At 64.6% G+C, this 18,127-nt stretch carries 16 protein-coding genes; 9 read left to right on the top strand and 7 right to left on the bottom strand.

The features are described 5' to 3' along the window. Positions 1-226 precede the first annotated feature (226 nt). Positions 227-1,135, bottom strand: a complete 909-nt coding sequence (locus F0A17_RS17690) for a glycosyltransferase family 2 protein (protein ID WP_149329684.1) — start codon at positions 1,133-1,135, stop codon at positions 227-229. Between the two features lie 374 nt (positions 1,136-1,509). Here F0A17_RS17690 and F0A17_RS17685 point away from each other — a divergent pair, with 374 nt between their 5' ends. Further along, positions 1,510-2,265, top strand: coding sequence for a DeoR/GlpR family DNA-binding transcription regulator (locus F0A17_RS17685; RefSeq protein WP_149329683.1), 756 nt, complete (start codon positions 1,510-1,512; stop codon positions 2,263-2,265). Positions 2,266-2,346: 81 nt separating this feature from the next. Here F0A17_RS17685 and F0A17_RS17680 read toward each other — a convergent pair whose 3' ends face one another. The 4 genes from F0A17_RS17680 to norR form a co-directional block, all read right to left on the bottom strand. Next, entirely contained in the window at positions 2,347-3,105 is a 759-nt protein-coding gene (locus tag F0A17_RS17680; protein ID WP_149329682.1) for a ribonucleoside-diphosphate reductase, read from the bottom strand. A 51-nt stretch (positions 3,106-3,156) separates the two neighbouring features. Continuing rightward, positions 3,157-5,268 (bottom strand): adenosylcobalamin-dependent ribonucleoside-diphosphate reductase, encoded by a 2,112-nt coding sequence (locus tag F0A17_RS17675; RefSeq protein ID WP_149329681.1) that lies wholly within the window; start codon positions 5,266-5,268, stop codon positions 3,157-3,159. 37 nt (positions 5,269-5,305) lie between these two features. Further along, positions 5,306-5,788 carry a ubiquinone anaerobic biosynthesis accessory factor UbiT gene (gene ubiT / locus F0A17_RS17670; RefSeq protein WP_149329680.1) on the bottom strand — a complete coding sequence of 161 codons (483 nt, stop codon included), beginning with the start codon at positions 5,786-5,788 and terminating at the stop codon, positions 5,306-5,308. A 294-nt stretch (positions 5,789-6,082) separates the two neighbouring features. Then, on the bottom strand, positions 6,083-7,612 hold the full coding sequence (norR, locus tag F0A17_RS17665) for a nitric oxide reductase transcriptional regulator NorR (RefSeq protein WP_149329679.1): 1,530 nt from the start codon (positions 7,610-7,612) through the stop codon (positions 6,083-6,085). Positions 7,613-7,754: 142 nt separating this feature from the next. On the opposite strand from norR, the gene ytfE reads away from it, so the two are divergent. Both ytfE and F0A17_RS20975 read left to right on the top strand, forming a co-directional pair. Continuing rightward, complete coding sequence (gene ytfE / locus F0A17_RS17660; protein ID WP_149329678.1) at positions 7,755-8,411, top strand: iron-sulfur cluster repair protein YtfE; 657 nt, start codon at positions 7,755-7,757, stop codon at positions 8,409-8,411. An 82-nt stretch (positions 8,412-8,493) separates the two neighbouring features. Next, positions 8,494-9,603 carry a methyl-accepting chemotaxis protein gene (locus F0A17_RS20975; RefSeq protein ID WP_149329677.1) on the top strand — a complete coding sequence of 370 codons (1,110 nt, stop codon included), beginning with the start codon at positions 8,494-8,496 and terminating at the stop codon, positions 9,601-9,603. Between the two features lie 77 nt (positions 9,604-9,680). On the opposite strand, the gene hemN is transcribed toward F0A17_RS20975, so the two are convergent. Next, on the bottom strand, positions 9,681-11,066 hold the full coding sequence (hemN, locus tag F0A17_RS17650; RefSeq protein ID WP_149329676.1) for an oxygen-independent coproporphyrinogen III oxidase: 1,386 nt from the start codon (positions 11,064-11,066) through the stop codon (positions 9,681-9,683). A 99-nt stretch (positions 11,067-11,165) separates the two neighbouring features. Continuing rightward, entirely contained in the window at positions 11,166-12,374 is a 1,209-nt protein-coding gene (locus F0A17_RS17645; protein WP_149329675.1) for an NnrS family protein, read from the bottom strand. Between the two features lie 54 nt (positions 12,375-12,428). On the opposite strand from F0A17_RS17645, the gene F0A17_RS17640 reads away from it, so the two are divergent. The 6 genes from F0A17_RS17640 to nosZ all read left to right on the top strand — a co-directional run bounded on the left by F0A17_RS17640 (position 12,429) and on the right by nosZ (position 18,122). After that, a complete protein-coding gene (locus tag F0A17_RS17640; protein ID WP_149329674.1) occupies positions 12,429-12,851 on the top strand; it encodes a YbaN family protein in 423 nt (140 codons plus the stop codon). A gap of 38 nt (positions 12,852-12,889) precedes the next feature. Beyond that, on the top strand, positions 12,890-13,336 hold the full coding sequence (locus F0A17_RS17635; RefSeq protein ID WP_149329673.1) for an Rrf2 family transcriptional regulator: 447 nt from the start codon (positions 12,890-12,892) through the stop codon (positions 13,334-13,336). 102 nt (positions 13,337-13,438) lie between these two features. Further along, on the top strand, positions 13,439-13,750 hold the full coding sequence (locus F0A17_RS17630; protein WP_149329672.1) for a c-type cytochrome: 312 nt from the start codon (positions 13,439-13,441) through the stop codon (positions 13,748-13,750). Between the two features lie 346 nt (positions 13,751-14,096). Next, a complete protein-coding gene (locus tag F0A17_RS17625; protein ID WP_223111568.1) occupies positions 14,097-15,827 on the top strand; it encodes a 4Fe-4S binding protein in 1,731 nt (576 codons plus the stop codon). Positions 15,828-15,836: 9 nt separating this feature from the next. Next, positions 15,837-16,244, top strand: a complete 408-nt coding sequence (locus F0A17_RS20720) for a 4Fe-4S binding protein (RefSeq protein ID WP_223111571.1) — start codon at positions 15,837-15,839, stop codon at positions 16,242-16,244. Positions 16,245-16,247: 3 nt separating this feature from the next. After that, positions 16,248-18,122, top strand: coding sequence for a TAT-dependent nitrous-oxide reductase (gene nosZ, locus F0A17_RS17620; RefSeq protein ID WP_149329671.1), 1,875 nt, complete (start codon positions 16,248-16,250; stop codon positions 18,120-18,122). Positions 18,123-18,127 lie beyond the last annotated feature (5 nt).

The following is an 18,127-nucleotide window of genomic DNA, read 5'->3' as shown; positions in this document are numbered from 1 at the left end:
GGTAGACCCGCCGCACGGGCCGCACCTGATGATGCGCACTTGGTTATAGTAGGAAGCGCACGGAGGTCGCGCGAAAATGTTAAAGTTATAACATTAAATGTGATAACTCCAACAAGAATCGCCAGGGAGGGAACGCAACAAGGCCGTCACGCGATGCATGACGACCTCGTCGATAACCTTCAGGAAGACGTTAGGCCCGGTGTCCGCGACTTCCCGGACGAAGGGCTTACTTCGAGCGGCCCAGCAACCGCCGGGACCAGGCCTGCGGCAAGGCCAGGCGCAACAGTAACGGCCAGAGCTCCGATGTCATGCCCGCGAGGCGCAGCGCCGCGAGCGTGGGGCGCACAGGATGCCCTCGCCGTTTGTTCTCCATTCCCCAATCGAGCAGCTTGCGATTGACCGCCGCGAGAAGTTGGCGCCTCTCACGGCGGGGAAGTCGCTGCCGATACGGGTCGAGAAGATCCTGAGCCGGATGTGGCGGCAGGACATCGCTACTGCCCAAACCTCCCTCGGCCTCCTGCCATAAGCTGGTTACGGTATCGTCGTAATGGATCGCTTCGATTTCGCAGAGCGCCTTGAGCCAAAAATAGTCTTCCCCCCCGAGGGGGTATCGCTCGGGAAATCCGCCCAGTGCGAGGAAGCGCTGGCGGCGCAAGCACGCAGCATGAGGATGAATGAAGTCTTCATGGGCATAGGCCGTCAGCGCGCTCAGTCGACTCAGGACGCCCTGCGGTAGCGGTGCCACCTTGATCAGCCCCCGCTGAGCGCTCATGCACTGATAGGCGTTGATGAAGAGTTCGATATCGGGAAAACGAGCTATTGCCTCGGCCATGCGTGACAGGTGATCGAAGAGCAGCAGGTCCCGCGCGTCGAAGAACATCAGCCAGTCCCCCACCGCATGGTTCGCTCCGCCATTGCACGCTACCAGAGGACCGTCGTCATGGCGGGAATGCAGCAGCTGCAACCGTCCCGCTCGTTCGTGCCGCCGCAGGAGTTCCAAGGAGCCATCCGTGGATTCCTCGTCGACCGCGATCACTTCGATATCCTTGAACACCTGACGGAACAGGGACGGGAGTGACGTTTTCAGGTTTTGCGCTTCGTTATGGACGGGTATCACTACCGATATCAAAGGCATACCAAATCATTCCCTGCTCCAGTACACATCAACACGGTAAAGGACGTTCAGGTTACATTGGGTGAGATGGCGTGCTGTCTGATTTTACCGTCAACGCAATGCTGAAAATCGGCTAGCAAGAAGCGCTGAATAAAGCTGGCGGCTCAACCCCCGACGGGAATGAGCGGCCTCAGTCGTCGCCCAGGCATGGCTCGGAACGAATGAAGGCAAGCGGTGCGACGCGAACCCGGTCCGCCGAGGGCCGCAGGATCGAGAGACGGCAGACCCCGAGACAGATCGCCTCGCTGCCGGACAGAGTGGAAAAAAGGCGTTTGCTGGCTCAGCATAGGGCCAACCAAAGCGACCTTCGAGGAAGACACCTTGGGAAACCGGACATGAAAGGCCGCAGTGCCATCCGCCTGGCCCGGCTGCAGCAAGCACTGGCCGGGGGCGGAACCCTGCACCTCAGCGAGGCGGCACGCCTCTGCGGCGTTTCCGAGATGACGATTCGCCGCGACGTGGCCGCCAGCGACGGCGCGCTGATCTTTCTCGGCGGGCGACTGGTGATGGCCGACAATCCACGCTATGCGCCGGTTTACAATGTCGACGAGCAGCAGGCTAGCCGCTTCTCGACCAAGCGTCGCCTTTGCGAGCGCGCCGCCGGTTTCGTCGAGAATGGCGACACCTTGTTTATCGACTGCGGCACCACTCTGCTGCCTTTGGTCGGCCTGCTGGGGGGATACCGTGAGCTCACCGTGGCGACCTATGCGCTCAACGTCGCCAATGCCGTAAGCCAATTGCCCCACTTGCGCCTGATACTGCTCGGTGGGCTCTACTATCCCGCCTCGCAATCCTTCGGCAGCGATGACATCGCCGCTTCGATCCATCGTTTGGGCATCAATCGCGCCTTCGTCTCGGCGGGCGGCGTGCATGCCGAGCGAGGCGTGAGCTGCTTCCACTTTCACGAGGTAGCACCCAAGCAGGCCGCCATCGCCTGCGCCGCGCAGCGCCTGCTGGTGGTAGACGAGAGCAAGATCGGACAGATCCGCCCCGCCTACTTCGCCAAGCTCGACGACTTCGACGTGGTGATCACCGACGGCGATATGGCGCCGTCGCCGGAGAACGACGGCCCGAGAATCGTCGCCGCCTGACCCGAACACGCCGAAGCCGGACCAAGTCCGGCTTCGTGGGGTGGTGTTGTATGGCCCAGCGCAGCCAATTTTCAGCCTAACCTACCCACATTTAGACCAGCCACAGCCCGCATAGCACGTGGGGCAGCCATCCATCATGATCAGCTCGCCGCGACACTCCGGGCAGTGGCCCACCACGGTGGGACCGTCGCCCTTGCTCGCCTCCGACGCTTGAACTTGGGCCTGCTGCTCGGCCTGGGCCTCCTCTTCGGGGGTGGGCGGCTGCCAGGGATGGCCGTGCGCCAGGCGATGGGCGTAGCGGCTGACCAGGTCCTCCACCGGCACCTGGTTGCCGTCCTGGTCGAGGAAGCCTCGACGGTAGAGGATCTGCTGGATCGACCAGGCGATGGCGGCCACTTCAGAGTCGTGGAACATCGGCTTGCCCCAGCGGTTCATGCCACAGCGTACCAGGCCCTTGTCCCAGGCCACCTTGCGCAGGTCGGCCACCGCCTGGGTGACGTAGCCGCCGCGGGCGGCCAGCGACAGGCTGCGCATGGTAGCGGTGATCCACTGATGCTCGCTGGAGAGCTGGCCGGAGGGGAAGAAGAATTCCACCGGGCGTTCGATCACCACGCGCTTGCCGTCGAGCACGCCCTCCACCGGCATGAAGGAAACCAGCAGGTAGACCTTCTTGCGGCCCTCGGCGCCGACGTAGGAGATCTTTTCGGACACGGCCTCGAGGGTACCCTCGGGGCGCGAGGGGATGCGTACCGTGAGCGGGTTCTCGTCGGCCAGCGGCGCCTCTTGCACCGCCTTCTTGACGCTGTAGGAAACGATCTTGGACTTGATTTCGACGGCCATCAGCAGGCTCCTTCAATACTTGTCTTCACGACGCGGAAACGGATCGAGCGGTTACCACTTTCCATAGGTACCCTCTTTCAGTGCGTCATAGAGATTGGCCGCGTTGTGCTCCTCGCCGTCGTAGATCACCTTCTCGTCGCCCTTGAGTTCCAGTGTCTCACCGTCCTCCAGCTCGAACACGTAGGTGGTGTTCTTGAGATCGTCCTCGCGTACCAGCACGCCCTGGAACGCTTCCGGGTTGAAGCGGAAGGTGGTGCAGCCCTTGAGCTTGCTCGCGTAGGCGTCCAGATAGAGATCCTTGAACTGCTCGAAGGGGAACTCGGTGGGCACGTTGACCGTCTTGGAGATGGCCGAGTCGACCCAGGCTTGGGCCGCTGCCTGCACCGCCACGTGCTGCTGCGGGGTGACCGCATCGGCGGTGATGAAGTAGTCGGGCAGGTCGCTCTCCACCGCGTCGCTGGCGATGAAGTGGCGGTAGGCGGCGAGCTCGAACGACACGACCTCTACCTGCTCCTTGGTCTTCTTGCCCGACTGGATCACGTTGCGGAAGTAGCGGTGCGAGAACGACGGCTCGATGCCGTTGGAGGCGTTGTTACCCAGCGACAGCGAGATGGTGCCGGTCGGCGCGATGGAGCTGTGGTGGGTGAAGCGCGCACCGTGCTCGGCCAGGGCCGCGACCAGCTCCGGCTCCACCTCGGCGACCTTCTGCATGTAGCGGCTGTAGCGCGCATGCAGGATGCGTCCCGGCACCTTGTCGCCGATCTCGTAGCCGTCCTTCGCCAGTTCCGGCCGCTCGCGCATCATCTTAGGCGTAATTTCGAAGTCTTCGGCGAGTATCGGCGCCATGCCTTTCTCCCGGGAGAGTTCCAGCGCCTGCTTCCAGCCCTCGATGGCCAGGTTGCGGCTCACTTCTTCGGTGAAGGCGAGCGACTCGGCCGAGCCGTAGGGAATCTTGAGCATGGTCAGAGTCGAGCCCAGGCCGAGAAAGCCCATGCCGTGGCGGCGCTTGGCCTCGATCTCGCGGCGCTGGCCCTCCAGCGGCAGGCCGCTGATCTCGACCACGTTGTCGAGCATGCGGGTGAAGATCGCCACTACCTGGCGATAGCGCTCCCAGTCGAAGCGCGGCTTCTTGCCGAAGGGGTCGATGACGAAGCGGGTCAGATTGACCGAACCGAGCAGGCAGGCGCCTTCCGGCGGCAGGGGCTGTTCGCCGCAGGGGTTGGTGGCGCGGATCTCCTCGCAGAACCAATTGTTGTTCATGCGGTTGACCTGGTCGATCAGGATGAAGCCCGGCTCGGCGAAGTCGTAGGTGGAGCGCATGATGGTGTCCCACAACTCGCGCGCCTTGATCACCTCGACGATGCGACAGGCCACACGGCCCTCGGCGTCGACGCTGTAGCCTTCCTCGATCACCGGCCAGTCGCGGTAGATCAGGTCTTCGGGCTTGACGTCCTCCTTCTCGCCGGCGTGCAGCGGGAAGGCCAGCGGCCAGTCGGCGTCGTTCTTCACTGCTTCCATGAACTCGTCGGTGATCAGCAGGCTAAGGTTGAACTGACGCAACCGGCCGGCTTCACGCTTGGCCTCGATGAAGCTCTTCACGTCGGGATGGCCGACATCGAAGGTACCCATCTGGGCGCCGCGGCGACCGCCCGCCGAGGCTACCGTGAAGCACATCTTGTCGTAGATATCCATGAACGCCAGCGGACCGTTGGTGCCGGCGCCGGCGCCGAACACGAAGGCCCCCTTGTGGCGCAAGGTGGAGAACTCGTAGCCGATGCCGCAGCCCGCCTTGAGGGTCATGCCGGCATCCACCACCGAAGAGAGGATGTCGTGCATGGAGTCGCGGATGGTGCGCGACACGGTGCAATTGATCAGGCTCACCGCCGGCTTGTAGTTCTCCGCGCCGGCGTTGGACATGATGCGACCGGCGGGAATGGCGCCGTTCTCCAGCGCCCAGCGGAACTTGGGCAACCAATCCTCGGCCTTGTCGCCTTCCACCGCGGCCAGGGCCCGCGCAACGCGATCCCAGGTCGCTGCCACGTCCTTGTCGACGGGGCGTCCATGACGATCCTTGAGGCGATACTTGGAGTCCCAGATATCGCGTGAGGGCGCTTGCATAGGCACCTCGTGGGATGTCTTGACGGCCTTGGTGGAAGTACTCATGCAGGGATCTCCAGTCAGGGTCAAAAGTTCAAATCGATCAATGTTCCTGGCGCGCCATGCGTTCGAAGCGCGCCAACCATTCGCCGAGCCGGCCCTGGGCCAGGCCCTCCTCGCGGCCGTCCAGCAGATTCTTGACCATCAGGCCGAGCTCGGTGTCACCCTCGATCACCAGCCGACGCTGGAAAAACAGCGCGTCGGGATCCTCGCGCCGGGTCGCCAGGCACAGGAATTCGCGCCAGCCGCCGCGAATGGTCGCCTCGCCCGCCTCGCGGGTGAGTTTGAAGCGCTCCCCCTCGAGGGTCAGCGTCAACGTCACACCCAGATCTTCGATATGCAGGGCGATACGGCGGCCCTCCAGGGCATCGAACTCGCCCTCGCTCAACGGCCCGGCGAAGGTGCGGTTGAGCAGCGGCTCGATCAGCTGACGCTTCAGCGTGAGCGGCACACGAGGATCGACGGCGCGGATCAGGTGGACCGGAGCGGGCGGGCGCGGCAAGCGCAACAGGGATTGCAGGAACATCGGCGACTCTCCATGGAGCAAGACTGGATTCCGAAACCGCTCATCCTAAGCCCGACGCCGCCTGTCTGCACTGATATGCGTCAAGCCCATGCCAGCGCCCCAACCGGGGCCTTGGCTACCATATATAGAGCAGCATGGTTGATCAAGCACCACATGTAGCCTTTATTTTAACGGTAGCTCTTGCATTTCGGTAACTGCCTGATCCCCAAGCGACAGCACCGGGAAGCTGGCACACCGACGCGAAAAGAGGGCAGCAGGACACCGACGGAGCCGGCCGAGGAAAGGGACTGAAGGCTACTTGATTCCCAGCCGGCGAGCCAGCTTGTGCAGGTTACTGGGATCGACATCGAGCCGCCTGGCGGCACTTGCCCAGTTGCCGCCGCAGGCCGACAGGGCGCTACGAATGGCCCGCCGCTGCGCGGATGCGATCTGGCTGCGCAGCGGTTGTTCGATGGATGGGGCGGCCTCAGGCTCGACCGCCGCTTCCTGCAGGCTAGTCATCGCCTGGCCGCCGGGCAGGTCGAGCCATTCGGGCTCGAGGGTGACGATATCGTCGCGCCGCGCGCCATGCCCTAGCGCCTTGATCGCCGCACGGCTGACCACGTGCTCGAGTTCGCGCACGTTGCCCGGCCAGGCATAGCCGAGCAGCGCCGTCTCGGCTGCCGGCGCCAGGCGCAGACTGCGCACGCCGAGCCGAGCACGGTTGATTTCGAGGAAGTGGCCGGCCAGCACCAGTACGTCGCTGCCACGCTCGCGCAGCGGCGGGATGACCACCGGGTAGACCGAGAGTCGATGATAGAGATCGGCGCGGAAATGACCGTCGCGCACGCCGTCGGCCAGGCGACGATTGGTGGCGGCGATGATGCGCACGTCGACCCGCCGCGGGGTATCCTCGCCCAGGCGCTGAACCTCGCCGTTCTGTAGCGCGCGCAGCAGCTTGGCCTGGATCGGCAGTGGCAGCTCGCCCACTTCGTCGAGAAACAGGGTGCCGCCATCGGCGGCTTCGAAGCGCCCTGCCCGGTCGGCCGTGGCGCCCGAGAACGCTCCCTTCACGTGACCGAACAGCTCGCTCTCGGCCAGCGTCTCCGGCAGCGCCGCGCAGTTGACCTGTACCAGCGGCTGTTCGCAGCGCCGGGAGCGCTGATGCAGGCGACGGGCAAACAGCTCCTTGCCCACCCCGGTCTCGCCGCTGAGCAGTACCGGCAAATCGGATTCGGCCACCACGTCGAGTTCGTGCAGCAATCGCTGCAGCACCGCGCTATGGCCGAGAATCTCGCCGCCCTCCCCCGGCGCCGCGTGCGTGAGCGCACCCTGGCGTGCCATGCGCAACGCGCGTACCTCCTGCTCCAGGCGCGTGACCCGTACGGCGGCCTCGACCAGCAGCGCATAGCGCTCGAGCAGGAGGCGGGACGCCTCATCGAAGGTGCCGGCCACCAAGGCATCCAGGGTCAGCACGCCCCAGGGTTCTCCCTCCACGTGCAGGCTGATGCCCATGCAGTCATGCACGTGCAACGGTTCATCCGGCTGCTGCTCAACCAGGCCATCATAGGGATCGGGCAGAGTCGAGTCCGGCGGGAATAGCGTCGAGCGGCGGCGGGTGAGAATGGTGGCCAGGCGCGGGTGGCGGGCCACTTCGAAGCGTCGTCCCAACGCCTCGCGCACCAGGCCGTCCACCGCCACGGGTGCCAGTACGTCGTTCTGAAGCCGCAGCAGGCATACCGCCCCGCAGCGAAAACCCTCACGCAGGGTACGTACCAGGCGCTGCAGACGCACGGCACTGGGCAGGTCGGCGGCGAGATCGGCGAGAAGCGAATGATCGAGCACGGTGAATTTGACCCTAAATGGTAAAAACCACCTTAATCGAATCGGGTGGTTTTTACCATTACATCCGCAAGCTCTTGAAAATTCAGAACTGGCACGGCAATTGCTCTTGGCAGGGTGTTCTTCACCTTTCGAGGAGTGCCACATGAATTTGCTGGAACAGACCGTTGGCCGCATCGCCCTGTCACTGCCCGGCGCCACCCGTATCTTCCATGCCCACCACATCGACTTCTGCTGCGGTGGCCGCATCAGCCTGCGCCAGGCCGCCGAACGCGCTGGCCTGCATATCGACAAGCTGGTCGCCGAACTCGAGGCGCTGCCGGCCGTCAGCAGCGAACAGCGCGACTGGCGCGAGGCCAGCAACGACGAGCTGATCGACCATATCCTCACCCGTTATCACGATGTGCACCGCGAGCAGCTACCCGAGCTGATCCGCATGGCGCGGCGCGTGGAACAGGTCCACGGCGACCGCGTCTCCTGCCCCAACGGGCTCGCCGATCTGCTGTTGACGCTTCATCAGGAGATGGAGAGTCACATGCAGAAAGAGGAGCAGATCCTGTTTCCCATGCTGCGCAGCGGCATGGGCACCCAGGCACAGGGGCCGATCACGGTGATGCGCCACGAGCACGACGACCACGGCCAGAATCTCGAGCAGGTCATGCTGCTGACTGACGACATCACTCCGCCCAAGGGCGCCTGCACCACCTGGCGCGCCCTTTATGCCGGCCTGCGCGAGTTCCGCGAGGATCTGATGGAACACATCCATCTGGAGAACAACCTGCTCTTCGAGCGGGCCGTCTGACGCTCGACATCTCGCCTCACGCCCGCCGCCCGGCGGGCGTCTCTCCCTAACGGATACGTTCCACCCGACGACAGGAGACGTCATGCGACTCTGGCAACGCGCCCAGCCCAGGGCAAGCGATACCGCCGTCGTGCTCCAGGAGCGAGACCGACTACAGGCTCGCGTCGTTGACCTGGAAGCCGAGCGTCAGATACACCAGCAACTCTTCGCCAACCTCACCGGCTTCGGCAATTCGCTTATCGCCCTGCGTGAATCCTTCTCCGAGCTCTCCGGACTGCTGGTCGGCAATCAGCGAGTGTCCGACCACACCACGCAGGAATCGCGACATAGCCAGGAAGCCCTGACCGGCATGGTCGAGGAGCTGCGCAAACTCAACCAGCGCATCGGCCAGGCCGCGGGAGCGGTCTCCTCGCTGCGCGACGATGCCGACCGCATCGGCAACTTCGTTCACCTGATCGAAGAGATTTCGCTGCAAACGACACTGCTGGCCTTCAACGCCAGTATCGAGGCCGCCCGCGCTGGCGACGCCGGACGCGGCTTCGCCGTGGTAGCGACAGAGGTGCGTGAACTGGCCACGCGCACCAGTGGCGCCACCGAGGAAATTGGCGGACTGACCGGCAGCATCCTCGCCCAGACGGGCAGCGTGGATACGACCATGCACCATAACGCCAGCGAAGCCGAGCGCCTAAGCAGCGAAGCCAGCCGGGTCATGCAGCGCACCGAGCATCTGCTGGCGCTGAGTCAGGAGAGCAGCCAGGCCCTGGCCTTCTCCGCCATGCTGAGCGAAGTGGAGCTGGCCAACCTCGAAGAGCTGGAGGTGAAGCTGGAGGTCTATCGGATCCTGATGGGGTTGTCGACCAAGACGGCCGCGGCGCTACCCGACGAAACTCAGTGCGCTCTGGGACGCTGGTACTATGAAGGTAGCGGCAGTGCACGCTTCCGCAGCGACGAGGACTTCCAGGCCCTGGAGCTGCCGCATCGCGACGTCCATCGTCAGGCGATCGAGGCCGTCGAGCGATTCCATGCCGGTGAGATGGATGCAGCGATGCAGGCGCTGGCAAGGATGGAGTCTGCCAACCTCGACGTGATGCAGCGGCTGCGCTACATCATGCGCAAGTACCGCCCGGTGAATACCGGCGACGAGTCCCTGCGGTTGCTCAGCGACGCGGAAAGCCTTCTGCTACCCGCTTGAAAGACCTTCAACGCAGAGTGTGGAAGCCCAACGGGGCGCGGCGTCCCGAGACGCCGCGCAAGCCTTCCATGGGCCGCCTACACCGTGCGCGAGAAGCGGCCTTCGTTGGGCTTCAGGTAGGCGTCGAAGGCCATCGCCATGTTGCGCATCATCAAGCGCCCGGCGGGCAGTACTTCGATGGCGCCGTCATGGAGCGTGAGCAGGCCGTCAGCCTGCATCTCCTCGAGTTCGCCGAGCGCGTCGGCGAAGTAGTCGCGAAAGACAATGTCGTGGCGAGCCTCGACGTTACCCATATCGATCCGCCCGTGGCACATCAGCGCGTTGATCACGTCACGGCGCAGGCGGTCGTCGTCGTTGAGGCGGTAGCCACGCATCACCGGCAGGCGGTCGCCCTCCAGACGGTGCTGGTACTGGGCGGTCTCCTTGACGTTCTGGCTGTAGCTGTCGCCCACCTTGCCGATGGAGGTGATCCCCAGGCCGATCATGTCGCAGTCGGCGTGGGTGGAATAGCCTTGGAAGTTACGCTGCAGGGTGCCGTTCTCCCTGGCCAGGGTCAGCTCGTCCTCGGGCAGGGCGAAGTGGTCCATGCCGATGTAGACGTAGCCGGCCGCCGTCAACCGGCCGATGGTCAGCTCCAGCAGCTCCAGCTTGCGCTCCGGTGGCGGCATGTCCTCGGGGCGGATCAGCCGCTGAGCCTTGAACAGCTCGGGCAGGTGAGCGTAGCTGTAGGCGGCGATGCGGTCGGGGCGCAGGGCGATGATCTTGTCCAGCGTGGCATCGAAGCTCGCCACCGTCTGCAGCGGCAGACCGTAGATCAGGTCGACGCTGACCGACTGGAAGCCGGCTGCGCGGGCCGCGGCCACCAGTTCGATCACCTGCTCTTCGCTCTGCACGCGGTTGACCGCCTTCTGCACGCCGGGATCGAAGTCCTGCACGCCAAAGCTCAGGCGATTGAAGCCGAGGTCGTGGAGCTCATGGATCTGCTCGGGCGTGACGGTACGCGGGTCGACCTCCAGCGAGAACTCGCGTTCGGAAGCCTCGGCAAAGTGAAAGGCCTCGTCGAGGGCCACCATCAGCTCGCCGAGCTGGGCGTTGCTCAGATAGGTAGGCGTGCCGCCGCCCAGGTGCAGTTGGGTCATGCGCCGGCTCTCGTCGAACAGCGCGCCCTGCACACGGATCTCTTGCTTCAGCCACTCGAGGTACTCGGCCGCCCGTTCGGTGTTGTGGGTGATGATCTTGTTGCAGGCGCAGTAGTAGCACAGGCTCTTGCAGAACGGGATGTGGACGTAGACCGACAGCGGTTTGGGCGCGGCAACACGGTTGCTGCGCTCGGCGGCGGCGCGGTAGTCGTCCTCGGCGAAGGCCGCGTGAAACTGGGGAGCGGTCGGATAGGACGTGTAGCGGGGGCCCGGGCGGTCGTACTTCTCCACCAGCGGGCGATTGAACAGCAGATCGTCTTGCATGATCGGAACAGCCTCTTGAAACCTCGTCACGGAGCGCGCCATGCCTGAATGCCGTGAGTATGACACCGGCCGCCGGCGCCGTCTCGACAGCTCGCCCCTCTATTGTCCGGGGTCAAGTTTGGCGGGCTCGCGCGGCAGCCGCCGCCCTACATTCACCCTGTCGACAAGCCCTATCCACACGCACAGCCGCCGGGCCACCAGCAACCAGCCCAGGCCCCATGCGGCGGCAGAGATCCAAAGTAGCCATAGCCAGCCGTTGCCGGCATGGATCGCCCAGAGCCGCAACATCGCCGCCACGGCAAACAGGCCGGCCAGCGGCAGCAGCAGCCCCTCCCGCTCGGGATGCTGTTTCGCGCGGAGGATCACGTGGCGCAGCATGACGCTGCTGGCCAGCGTCCCCAGCGCCCCGATGGTGAAGGCGTGTAATGCCGTGCTGGCGTGCGTCGGCATCCACCAGCTGCGCGCCAGTAGCCACAAGCCGATGGCGATCCAGATGTAGCCCAGCATCAGCCCCTGCAAGTCTGGCCTTGTCGCGCGGCGCATCGGCGCCCAGCGCAGAATGCGCCACAGGACCAGCAGCCCCGCCACCAGCAACAACCACGCGGCCAGCGGATGCAGCACCTGCCACGGTGCCAGGAAAGCCGCCAGCCCCAGCAGCACGATCAAGGTCGCCTCGATCCGCGGCTGAACGCCCCGACCCGCCAAGCGGTGTTGGCTCATCAAATGGCCATTGACCGCCGGCGAGATCACGCGCCCGCCCATGAAGGTCATCAGCAGCACCAGCCATAGCACGCCCTGATGCATCAGGGGCGCGGTAGTCGGCATGTCGTCGAGGTAACGCCAGGTCAGGGTGACCATCGCCAGCAGACAGAGCATGCCCAGCAACGGCGACAGCAGCCGGTTGCGCCACTTCTTGGCGGATCGGAAGCGCGGCACCAGGCGTACGGCCACCCACCCTGCAAAGACGCCATCGGCCAGCGCGGTCGCGACCGCACCAGGCCAATCCAGCACGCCCAGCCGCCCCACCAGCCACAGCGCCGTCAGCAGCAACAGCTGCCGCCATGGCACGGGGCCCAGCAGATAACCGGCGATGACCGCCAGGGCGAAACCGAACAGCATTTCCCGCGCATGGGCCGCTGGCGACCCCAGTTGCAGCCCCTCCCAGCCGTGGTAGAGCGCCAGCAGCGAAAGCGCCGGCATTAATGCGGCATGCAGCGCCGCCAGCGGGAACAGCCAGCGCCAGGCGGGTAGCCGGAGAGAGGGGGCGATCGCCGCGCCGACGCCGGACTTGGCAAGGACTTTTAACATGTATATAAAATACTGCTTAGCGTACCCGCTGGAAACCGTCGCGAGGTAGCAGCGATGAAACATCACCTCTCACGCCTGGCCTGGCTTACCCTGGCCTATGGTTGTATCGGTCTGGGTGCCGTCGGTGCCGTACTGCCGCTTTTGCCGACCACACCCTTCCTGCTGCTCGCGGCCTGGGCGGCCCCCAAGGGCTCGCCACGCCTGGCGCGCTGGCTCTGGCAACACCCGCGGCTGGGGCCGGCGCTACAGGCCTGGCAGCAACAGCGCGCCATTCCGCGTCATGCCAAGCGACTGGCCGTCGCCCTGCTGGCGCTGAGCTGGTTGCTGCTCTGGCTGGGCGGCGCCGCCCCGGTGGTGCTCGGAGCGACGGCGGTGCTGTTCTGCGGCGTTGCCGTTTTCGTCGCCACGCGACCCGATGCCACAGGCTCGGCCGAGGAACCCGCTCGGCTGAACAGTGCTAGCATGAAACGTCCTTAGAACGACTTTTCTTTCATCAAGCGATCGCTGGATTGGCCATGCACCTGACCCGTTACACCGACTATGCGCTGCGCGTGCTGATCTTTCTCGCCGTCAAAGGCGACGAGCGTGCCACGATCCACGAGATCGCCGAGAGCTTCGGCGTGTCGCGCAATCACTTGATGAAGGTGGTACAGGACCTCAGCCACCGCGGCTATATCACTACCATTCGCGGCAAGCACGGCGGATTGTTGCTCAGCCGTGCCCCCGAGGAGATTTCCCTCGGTGGGCTGGTACGCGATACCGAACACGAACTCGGTCTCGTGGAGTGCTTACGCGACGGCAACGATTGCATCATCACCCCCGCCTGCCGGCTCAAGCCGATCTTCAATGAAGCGCTGGAAGCTTTCCTGGCCGTGCTGGATCGATACACGCTGGCCGACATGCTCGGCCCCCGTCAGCCACAGCTCGCCCGCTTGATGCAGATCGCTATCAGCCCTGCCTGATTATGCCATTATCCGCTTTGGCTCTTTATCGAGGCCAGGCGCCAAGCGGAGTTCTGCCATCGCTACTGGCTTCACCGTGAACTTAAGCATAAGGAGAACACCATGAAGACATTCACCGTCGCCCTGCTCGCCGGCTTCGCCGCCCTCTCGCTTACCGCCACTGCCCAGGCGGAAGCCGACGGCGAAGCCGTCTACAACCAAGCCTGCATGGCGTGCCACATGACCGGCGCTGCCGGCGCGCCGATACGCGGCGATGAGGCCGCCTGGGCCGATCGCCTTGAGAAAGGCATCGACACGCTCTATGCCCACGCTATCGAGGGCTTCGGCGCCATGCCACCCAAGGGTGGCCAGATGGGCCTGAGCGACGAGGACGTGCAGGCCGCGGTCGATTTCATGGTCGAGCCGGTGCTTTAACCCCCAGCGATTCAGCCACCCGGCGGCCAAGTTCGCCGGCGAGACGGGCGCCATACCGCCAACATCGGTCATGCGTCCCGTCTCTTCGTTTCCTGCCTTGCTCTTCGCTTCACATCCCGCCTTGCGCCCCGCGAGGGCCTACCTCATCGGGGGTACTCCCAAAGAACCGAGTCGGCCCTTCGGGACATGACCCATATCAATTCGAGTGAATGAATCGACTGGCATGATAGCGCCATAACCGCCTGGTCGGATTCGCACCGGGTGCTTTCGAGCCGCAAAAGATTCATTTCACATGCCTGTTGAAAACAGCCCTCGCGAGGGGCCTTCACAGGCAGGAATTCAAGGAATGCCAATGCCCATCCGGCGCAGCGCCCCGTCTCCCCTGGCCCTCACCTGGCTGATCGGTCTGCTGATGCTGCTGTTCACCCTGCCGGCCATGGCCATCGAGCTGGTGCAGGTTCGCCCCGGCTTCCCCGAGGCGGCCCGGTTGAGCGAAGCCGAGGGCACCCTTCCCACCATGGCGGTGCTGGATGACACGGGAGAGCCGCTGGGCTACGCCTTCGAGAGTGTCGATATCGCCCCCATCCCCGCCTATTCGGGCAAGCCGGTCAACCTGCTGGTGGGCATCGACCTGGAGGGCCGTATCGTGCTGGCCGATATCCTCGGCCACGAGGAACCCATCATGCTGGTGGGCATCCCCGAGACGAAGCTGGAAGGCTTCGCCGACGCGCACGTGGGCGCCCATGCCAACGACCGGCTCAAGGTCGGCGATAACCTGGATGCCATCTCCGGTGCCACCGTCACCGTCATCGTGGTCAGCGACACCATCCTGCGCGCCGCACGCCAGGTGGCCGCCGAGCAGGGGCTGATCGCCGACCCTTCCGCCGCGCCGCCGGCCCGGGTGCTCGAGGATGTCTACGCCCCCGCCGACTGGGGGACCCTCACCGGCGACGGTACCATCCGCCGTCTCCACCTGACCCACGGCGAAGTGGACGAGACCTTCGTCGGCACGCCTGCCGAGCACTACCTGCACACGCCCCAGCCGGCGGAGCGCACCTTCATCGAACTCTTCTATACCTACCTCAACCCACCCACCGCCGGTCGCAACCTGCTGGGCGACGGCGGCTACGCGCAGCTGATGGAAGAGCTCAATGAGGGCGAGCACGCGATCGCGGTGATGGGCCGCGGCGATTACTCCTTCAAGGGCTCGGGCTACGTGCGCGGCGGCATCTTCGATCGGCTGGAACTCAGCCAGGGCACTACCACCGTCAGCTTCCACGACAGCGACCATATCCGCCTAGGCAACCTGTCCATCGTGGGCGCGCCCGACTTCGCCGAGCGCGACATCTTCATCGTGCGCGAGGCGGCCGCCTTCGACCCGGGCCAGCCGTGGCAGCTGGAGCTGCTGGTACGCCGCCCCTCCGGACCGCTGGATACCGAATTCAGCCGCTTCAGCGCCGACTACAGCGTGCCCGAGACCTACATCGAGCGACCCGAGCCGCCCAGGGAGGAGCCGATCTGGGTCCAGGTGTGGCGCGACAAGGCGTTTCAGATCGCCGTGCTCGGTGCCGGCCTCGCGGTGCTCACCGGTGTCATGCTGTTCCAGGACGTGCTGGTGCGCTACCCACGCATCATGCGCCCGCTACGACTGGGTTTCCTGGTCTATACCCTGGTGTTCATCGGCTGGTACTCGCTGGCCCAGCTCTCGGTGGTCAACGTCCTCACCTTCCTCAACTCACTGATCACCGGCTTCAGTTGGGAGTCGTTCCTGATCGACCCAATGATGTTCATCCTCTGGTCGTTCGTGGCGGTGAGCCTGCTGTTGTGGGGCCGCGGCGTCTTCTGCGGCTGGCTGTGCCCCTTCGGCGCGCTGCAGGACTTGGTCAACCAGGCCGCGCGCAAGCTCAAGGTGCCCCAGTTCGAGATTCCCTTCGCCCTGCATGAGCGGCTATGGGCAATCAAGTACATCATCCTGCTGGCTCTGTTCGCCGTCTCGCTGCACTCGCTGGGGCAGGCCGAGCGCTACGCCGAGGTGGAACCGTTCAAGACCGCCATCACCCTGCGCTTCCAGCGCTAGTGGGGCTTCCTGCTCTACGCCCTGGGCCTGGTCGCCATCTCGGCGTTCACCCACAAGGCCTATTGCCGCTACGTTTGCCCGTTGGGCGCGGGGCTTGCCATTCCCGCTCGCCTACGGCTGTTCGACTGGCTCAAGCGCCACCGCGGCAGCTGCGGCACGCCCTGTCAGATCTGCGCCAACGAATGCGAGGTGGCCGCCATTCATCCCGACGGTCATATCAACGCCAACGAGTGTCACTACTGCCTCGACTGCCAGGTCACCTACCACGACGACCATCGCTGCCCACCGATGATCAAGCGCCGCAAGCGCTACGAGAAGGCGGCGCGCGTATCGGGCGGCAATGGCCGTGTCGAGATTCACGAACCCGCCAACGCCGTCGATCGGCTGCAGCGTATTCCGACCCACCAGGAGGACTGAACCATGAGTGACAAGAAACAGATCGAGAACCTCGGTCGCCGGCACTTCCTGCGCAACAGCGCGGTGACCGGCGTCGCCGGGGCCGGCCTGGCCAGCGGTTTCGGCGCCGGCGCGCTGATGAGCAGCCGCCAGGCCCAGGCCGCCGGCGCCGCCGAAGGCAGCGTGGCGCCAGGCGAACTCGACGAGTATTACGGCTTCTGGAGCGGCGGCCACTCCGGTGAGGTGCGCGTGCTGGGCGTGCCCTCCATGCGCGAGCTGATGCGCATCCCGGTGTTCAATACCGACAGTGCCACCGGCTGGGGCATCAGCAACGAGTCCAAGCGCATCCTCGGCGAGTCCGCACGCTTCCTCAATGGCGACAGCCACCACCCCCACATCTCGATGACCGACGGCCGCTACGACGGCAAGTATCTGTTCATCAACGACAAGGCCAACACTCGCGTGGCACGCATCCGTCTCGACATCATGAAGACGGACAAGATCACCACCATACCCAACGTTCAGGCGATCCACGGCCTGCGCCTGCAGAAAGTGCCGCACACCAAGTACGTGTTCTGCAACGCCGAGATGCCGATCCCGCAGGTCAACGACGGGCGCGACCTGGAGAACCCCGAGAACTACTGGACCATGTTCAACGCGGTGGATGCGGAGAGCATGGACGTGGCCTGGCAGGTGATCGTCGACGGCAACCTCGACAATACCGATGCCGACTACACCGGCCGCTTCGTCGCCTCCACCTGCTACAACTCCGAGAAGGGCATGACCCTCTCCGAAACCATGAGCGCCGAGCGCGACTGGGTCGTGGTGTTCGACGTCGAGGCGATCGAGGCCGCCGTCGCCGCCGGCCATTACGAAACCCTGGGCGATTCACCGGTGCCGGTGCTCGACGGCCGCAAGGGCTCGGCGCTGACCCGCTACATCCCGGTGCCCAAGAACCCGCACGGCCTGAACACCTCGCCGGATGGCAAATATTTCATGGCCAACGGCAAGCTGTCGCCGACCGTGACCATCATCGCGATCGACAAGCTGCCCGAGCTGTTCGACGACGTCATCGAGCCGCGCGACACTGTGGTTGGCGAGCCCGAGCTGGGCTTAGGGCCGCTTCACACCACGTTTGACGGCCGCGGCTATGCCTACACCACACTGTTCATCGACAGCCAGGTGGCCAAATGGCATATCGAGGACGCCATTCGCCACTACAACGGCGAAGAGGTGAACTACATCCGCCAGAAGCTGGACGTGCACTACCAGCCCGGCCACAACCACGCCAGCCTCACCGAGTCGCGCGACGCCGACGGCAAGTGGCTGGTGGTGCTATCCAAGTTCTCCAAGGACCGCTTCCTGCCGGTGGGCCCGCTGCGCCCCGAAAACGACCAGTTGATCGACATCAGCGGCGACGAGATGAAGCTGGTGCACGACGGCCCGACCTATGCCGAGCCGCACGATTGCATTCTGGTGCGCGCCGACCAGATCGACCCGCGGCGCGTGTGGCGACGCGACGATCCCTTCTTCGCCGATACCATTGCCATGGCCGAGGCCGATGGCGTCAACGTCGAGCGCGATAACAAGGTGATTCGCGACGGTAACAAGGTGCGGGTCTACATGACCTCGGTTGCTCCGACGTTTGGCTTGACCGATTTCAAGGTCAAGCAGGGCGACGAGGTCACCGTGGTGATCACCAACCTCGACCGGGTGGAAGACCTGACTCACGGCTTCTGCATGGTCAACCACGGCGTGCAGATGGAAATCAGCCCGCAACAAACCGCCAGCGTGACCTTCGTCGCCGACAAGCCCGGCGTGCACTGGTACTACTGCAACTGGTTCTGTCACGCCATGCACATGGAAATGACCGGCCGCATGCTGGTCGAGAAGGCCTAATGGCC

The sequence above is a fragment of the Billgrantia pellis genome (genome assembly GCF_008297955.1).
GTDB lineage: Bacteria > Pseudomonadota > Gammaproteobacteria > Pseudomonadales > Halomonadaceae > Halomonas > Halomonas pellis.
The sequence above is the reverse complement of the archived record's forward strand: the minus strand, read 5'-3'. Positions and strand labels throughout refer to the sequence as shown.

Coding starts and splice junctions, on each gene's coding strand:
- F0A17_RS17685 (WP_149329683.1), top strand. CDS start 1,510: ATGAAAGGCCGCAGTGCCATCCGCCTGGCCCGGCTGCAGCAAGCACTG.
- F0A17_RS17640 (WP_149329674.1), top strand. CDS start 12,429: ATGAAACATCACCTCTCACGCCTGGCCTGGCTTACCCTGGCCTATGGT.
- ytfE (WP_149329678.1), top strand. CDS start 7,755: ATGAATTTGCTGGAACAGACCGTTGGCCGCATCGCCCTGTCACTGCCC.
- F0A17_RS17635 (WP_149329673.1), top strand. CDS start 12,890: ATGCACCTGACCCGTTACACCGACTATGCGCTGCGCGTGCTGATCTTT.
- F0A17_RS17630 (WP_149329672.1), top strand. CDS start 13,439: ATGAAGACATTCACCGTCGCCCTGCTCGCCGGCTTCGCCGCCCTCTCG.
- nosZ (WP_149329671.1), top strand. CDS start 16,248: ATGAGTGACAAGAAACAGATCGAGAACCTCGGTCGCCGGCACTTCCTG.
- F0A17_RS17675 (WP_149329681.1), bottom strand. CDS start 5,268: ATGAGTACTTCCACCAAGGCCGTCAAGACATCCCACGAGGTGCCTATG.
- ubiT (WP_149329680.1), bottom strand. CDS start 5,788: ATGTTCCTGCAATCCCTGTTGCGCTTGCCGCGCCCGCCCGCTCCGGTC.
- hemN (WP_149329676.1), bottom strand. CDS start 11,066: ATGCAAGACGATCTGCTGTTCAATCGCCCGCTGGTGGAGAAGTACGAC.
- F0A17_RS17645 (WP_149329675.1), bottom strand. CDS start 12,374: ATGTTAAAAGTCCTTGCCAAGTCCGGCGTCGGCGCGGCGATCGCCCCC.
- F0A17_RS20975 (WP_149329677.1), top strand. CDS start 8,494: ATGCGACTCTGGCAACGCGCCCAGCCCAGGGCAAGCGATACCGCCGTC.
- F0A17_RS17625 (WP_223111568.1), top strand. CDS start 14,097: ATGCCAATGCCCATCCGGCGCAGCGCCCCGTCTCCCCTGGCCCTCACC.
- F0A17_RS17680 (WP_149329682.1), bottom strand. CDS start 3,105: ATGGCCGTCGAAATCAAGTCCAAGATCGTTTCCTACAGCGTCAAGAAG.
- F0A17_RS17690 (WP_149329684.1), bottom strand. CDS start 1,135: ATGCCTTTGATATCGGTAGTGATACCCGTCCATAACGAAGCGCAAAAC.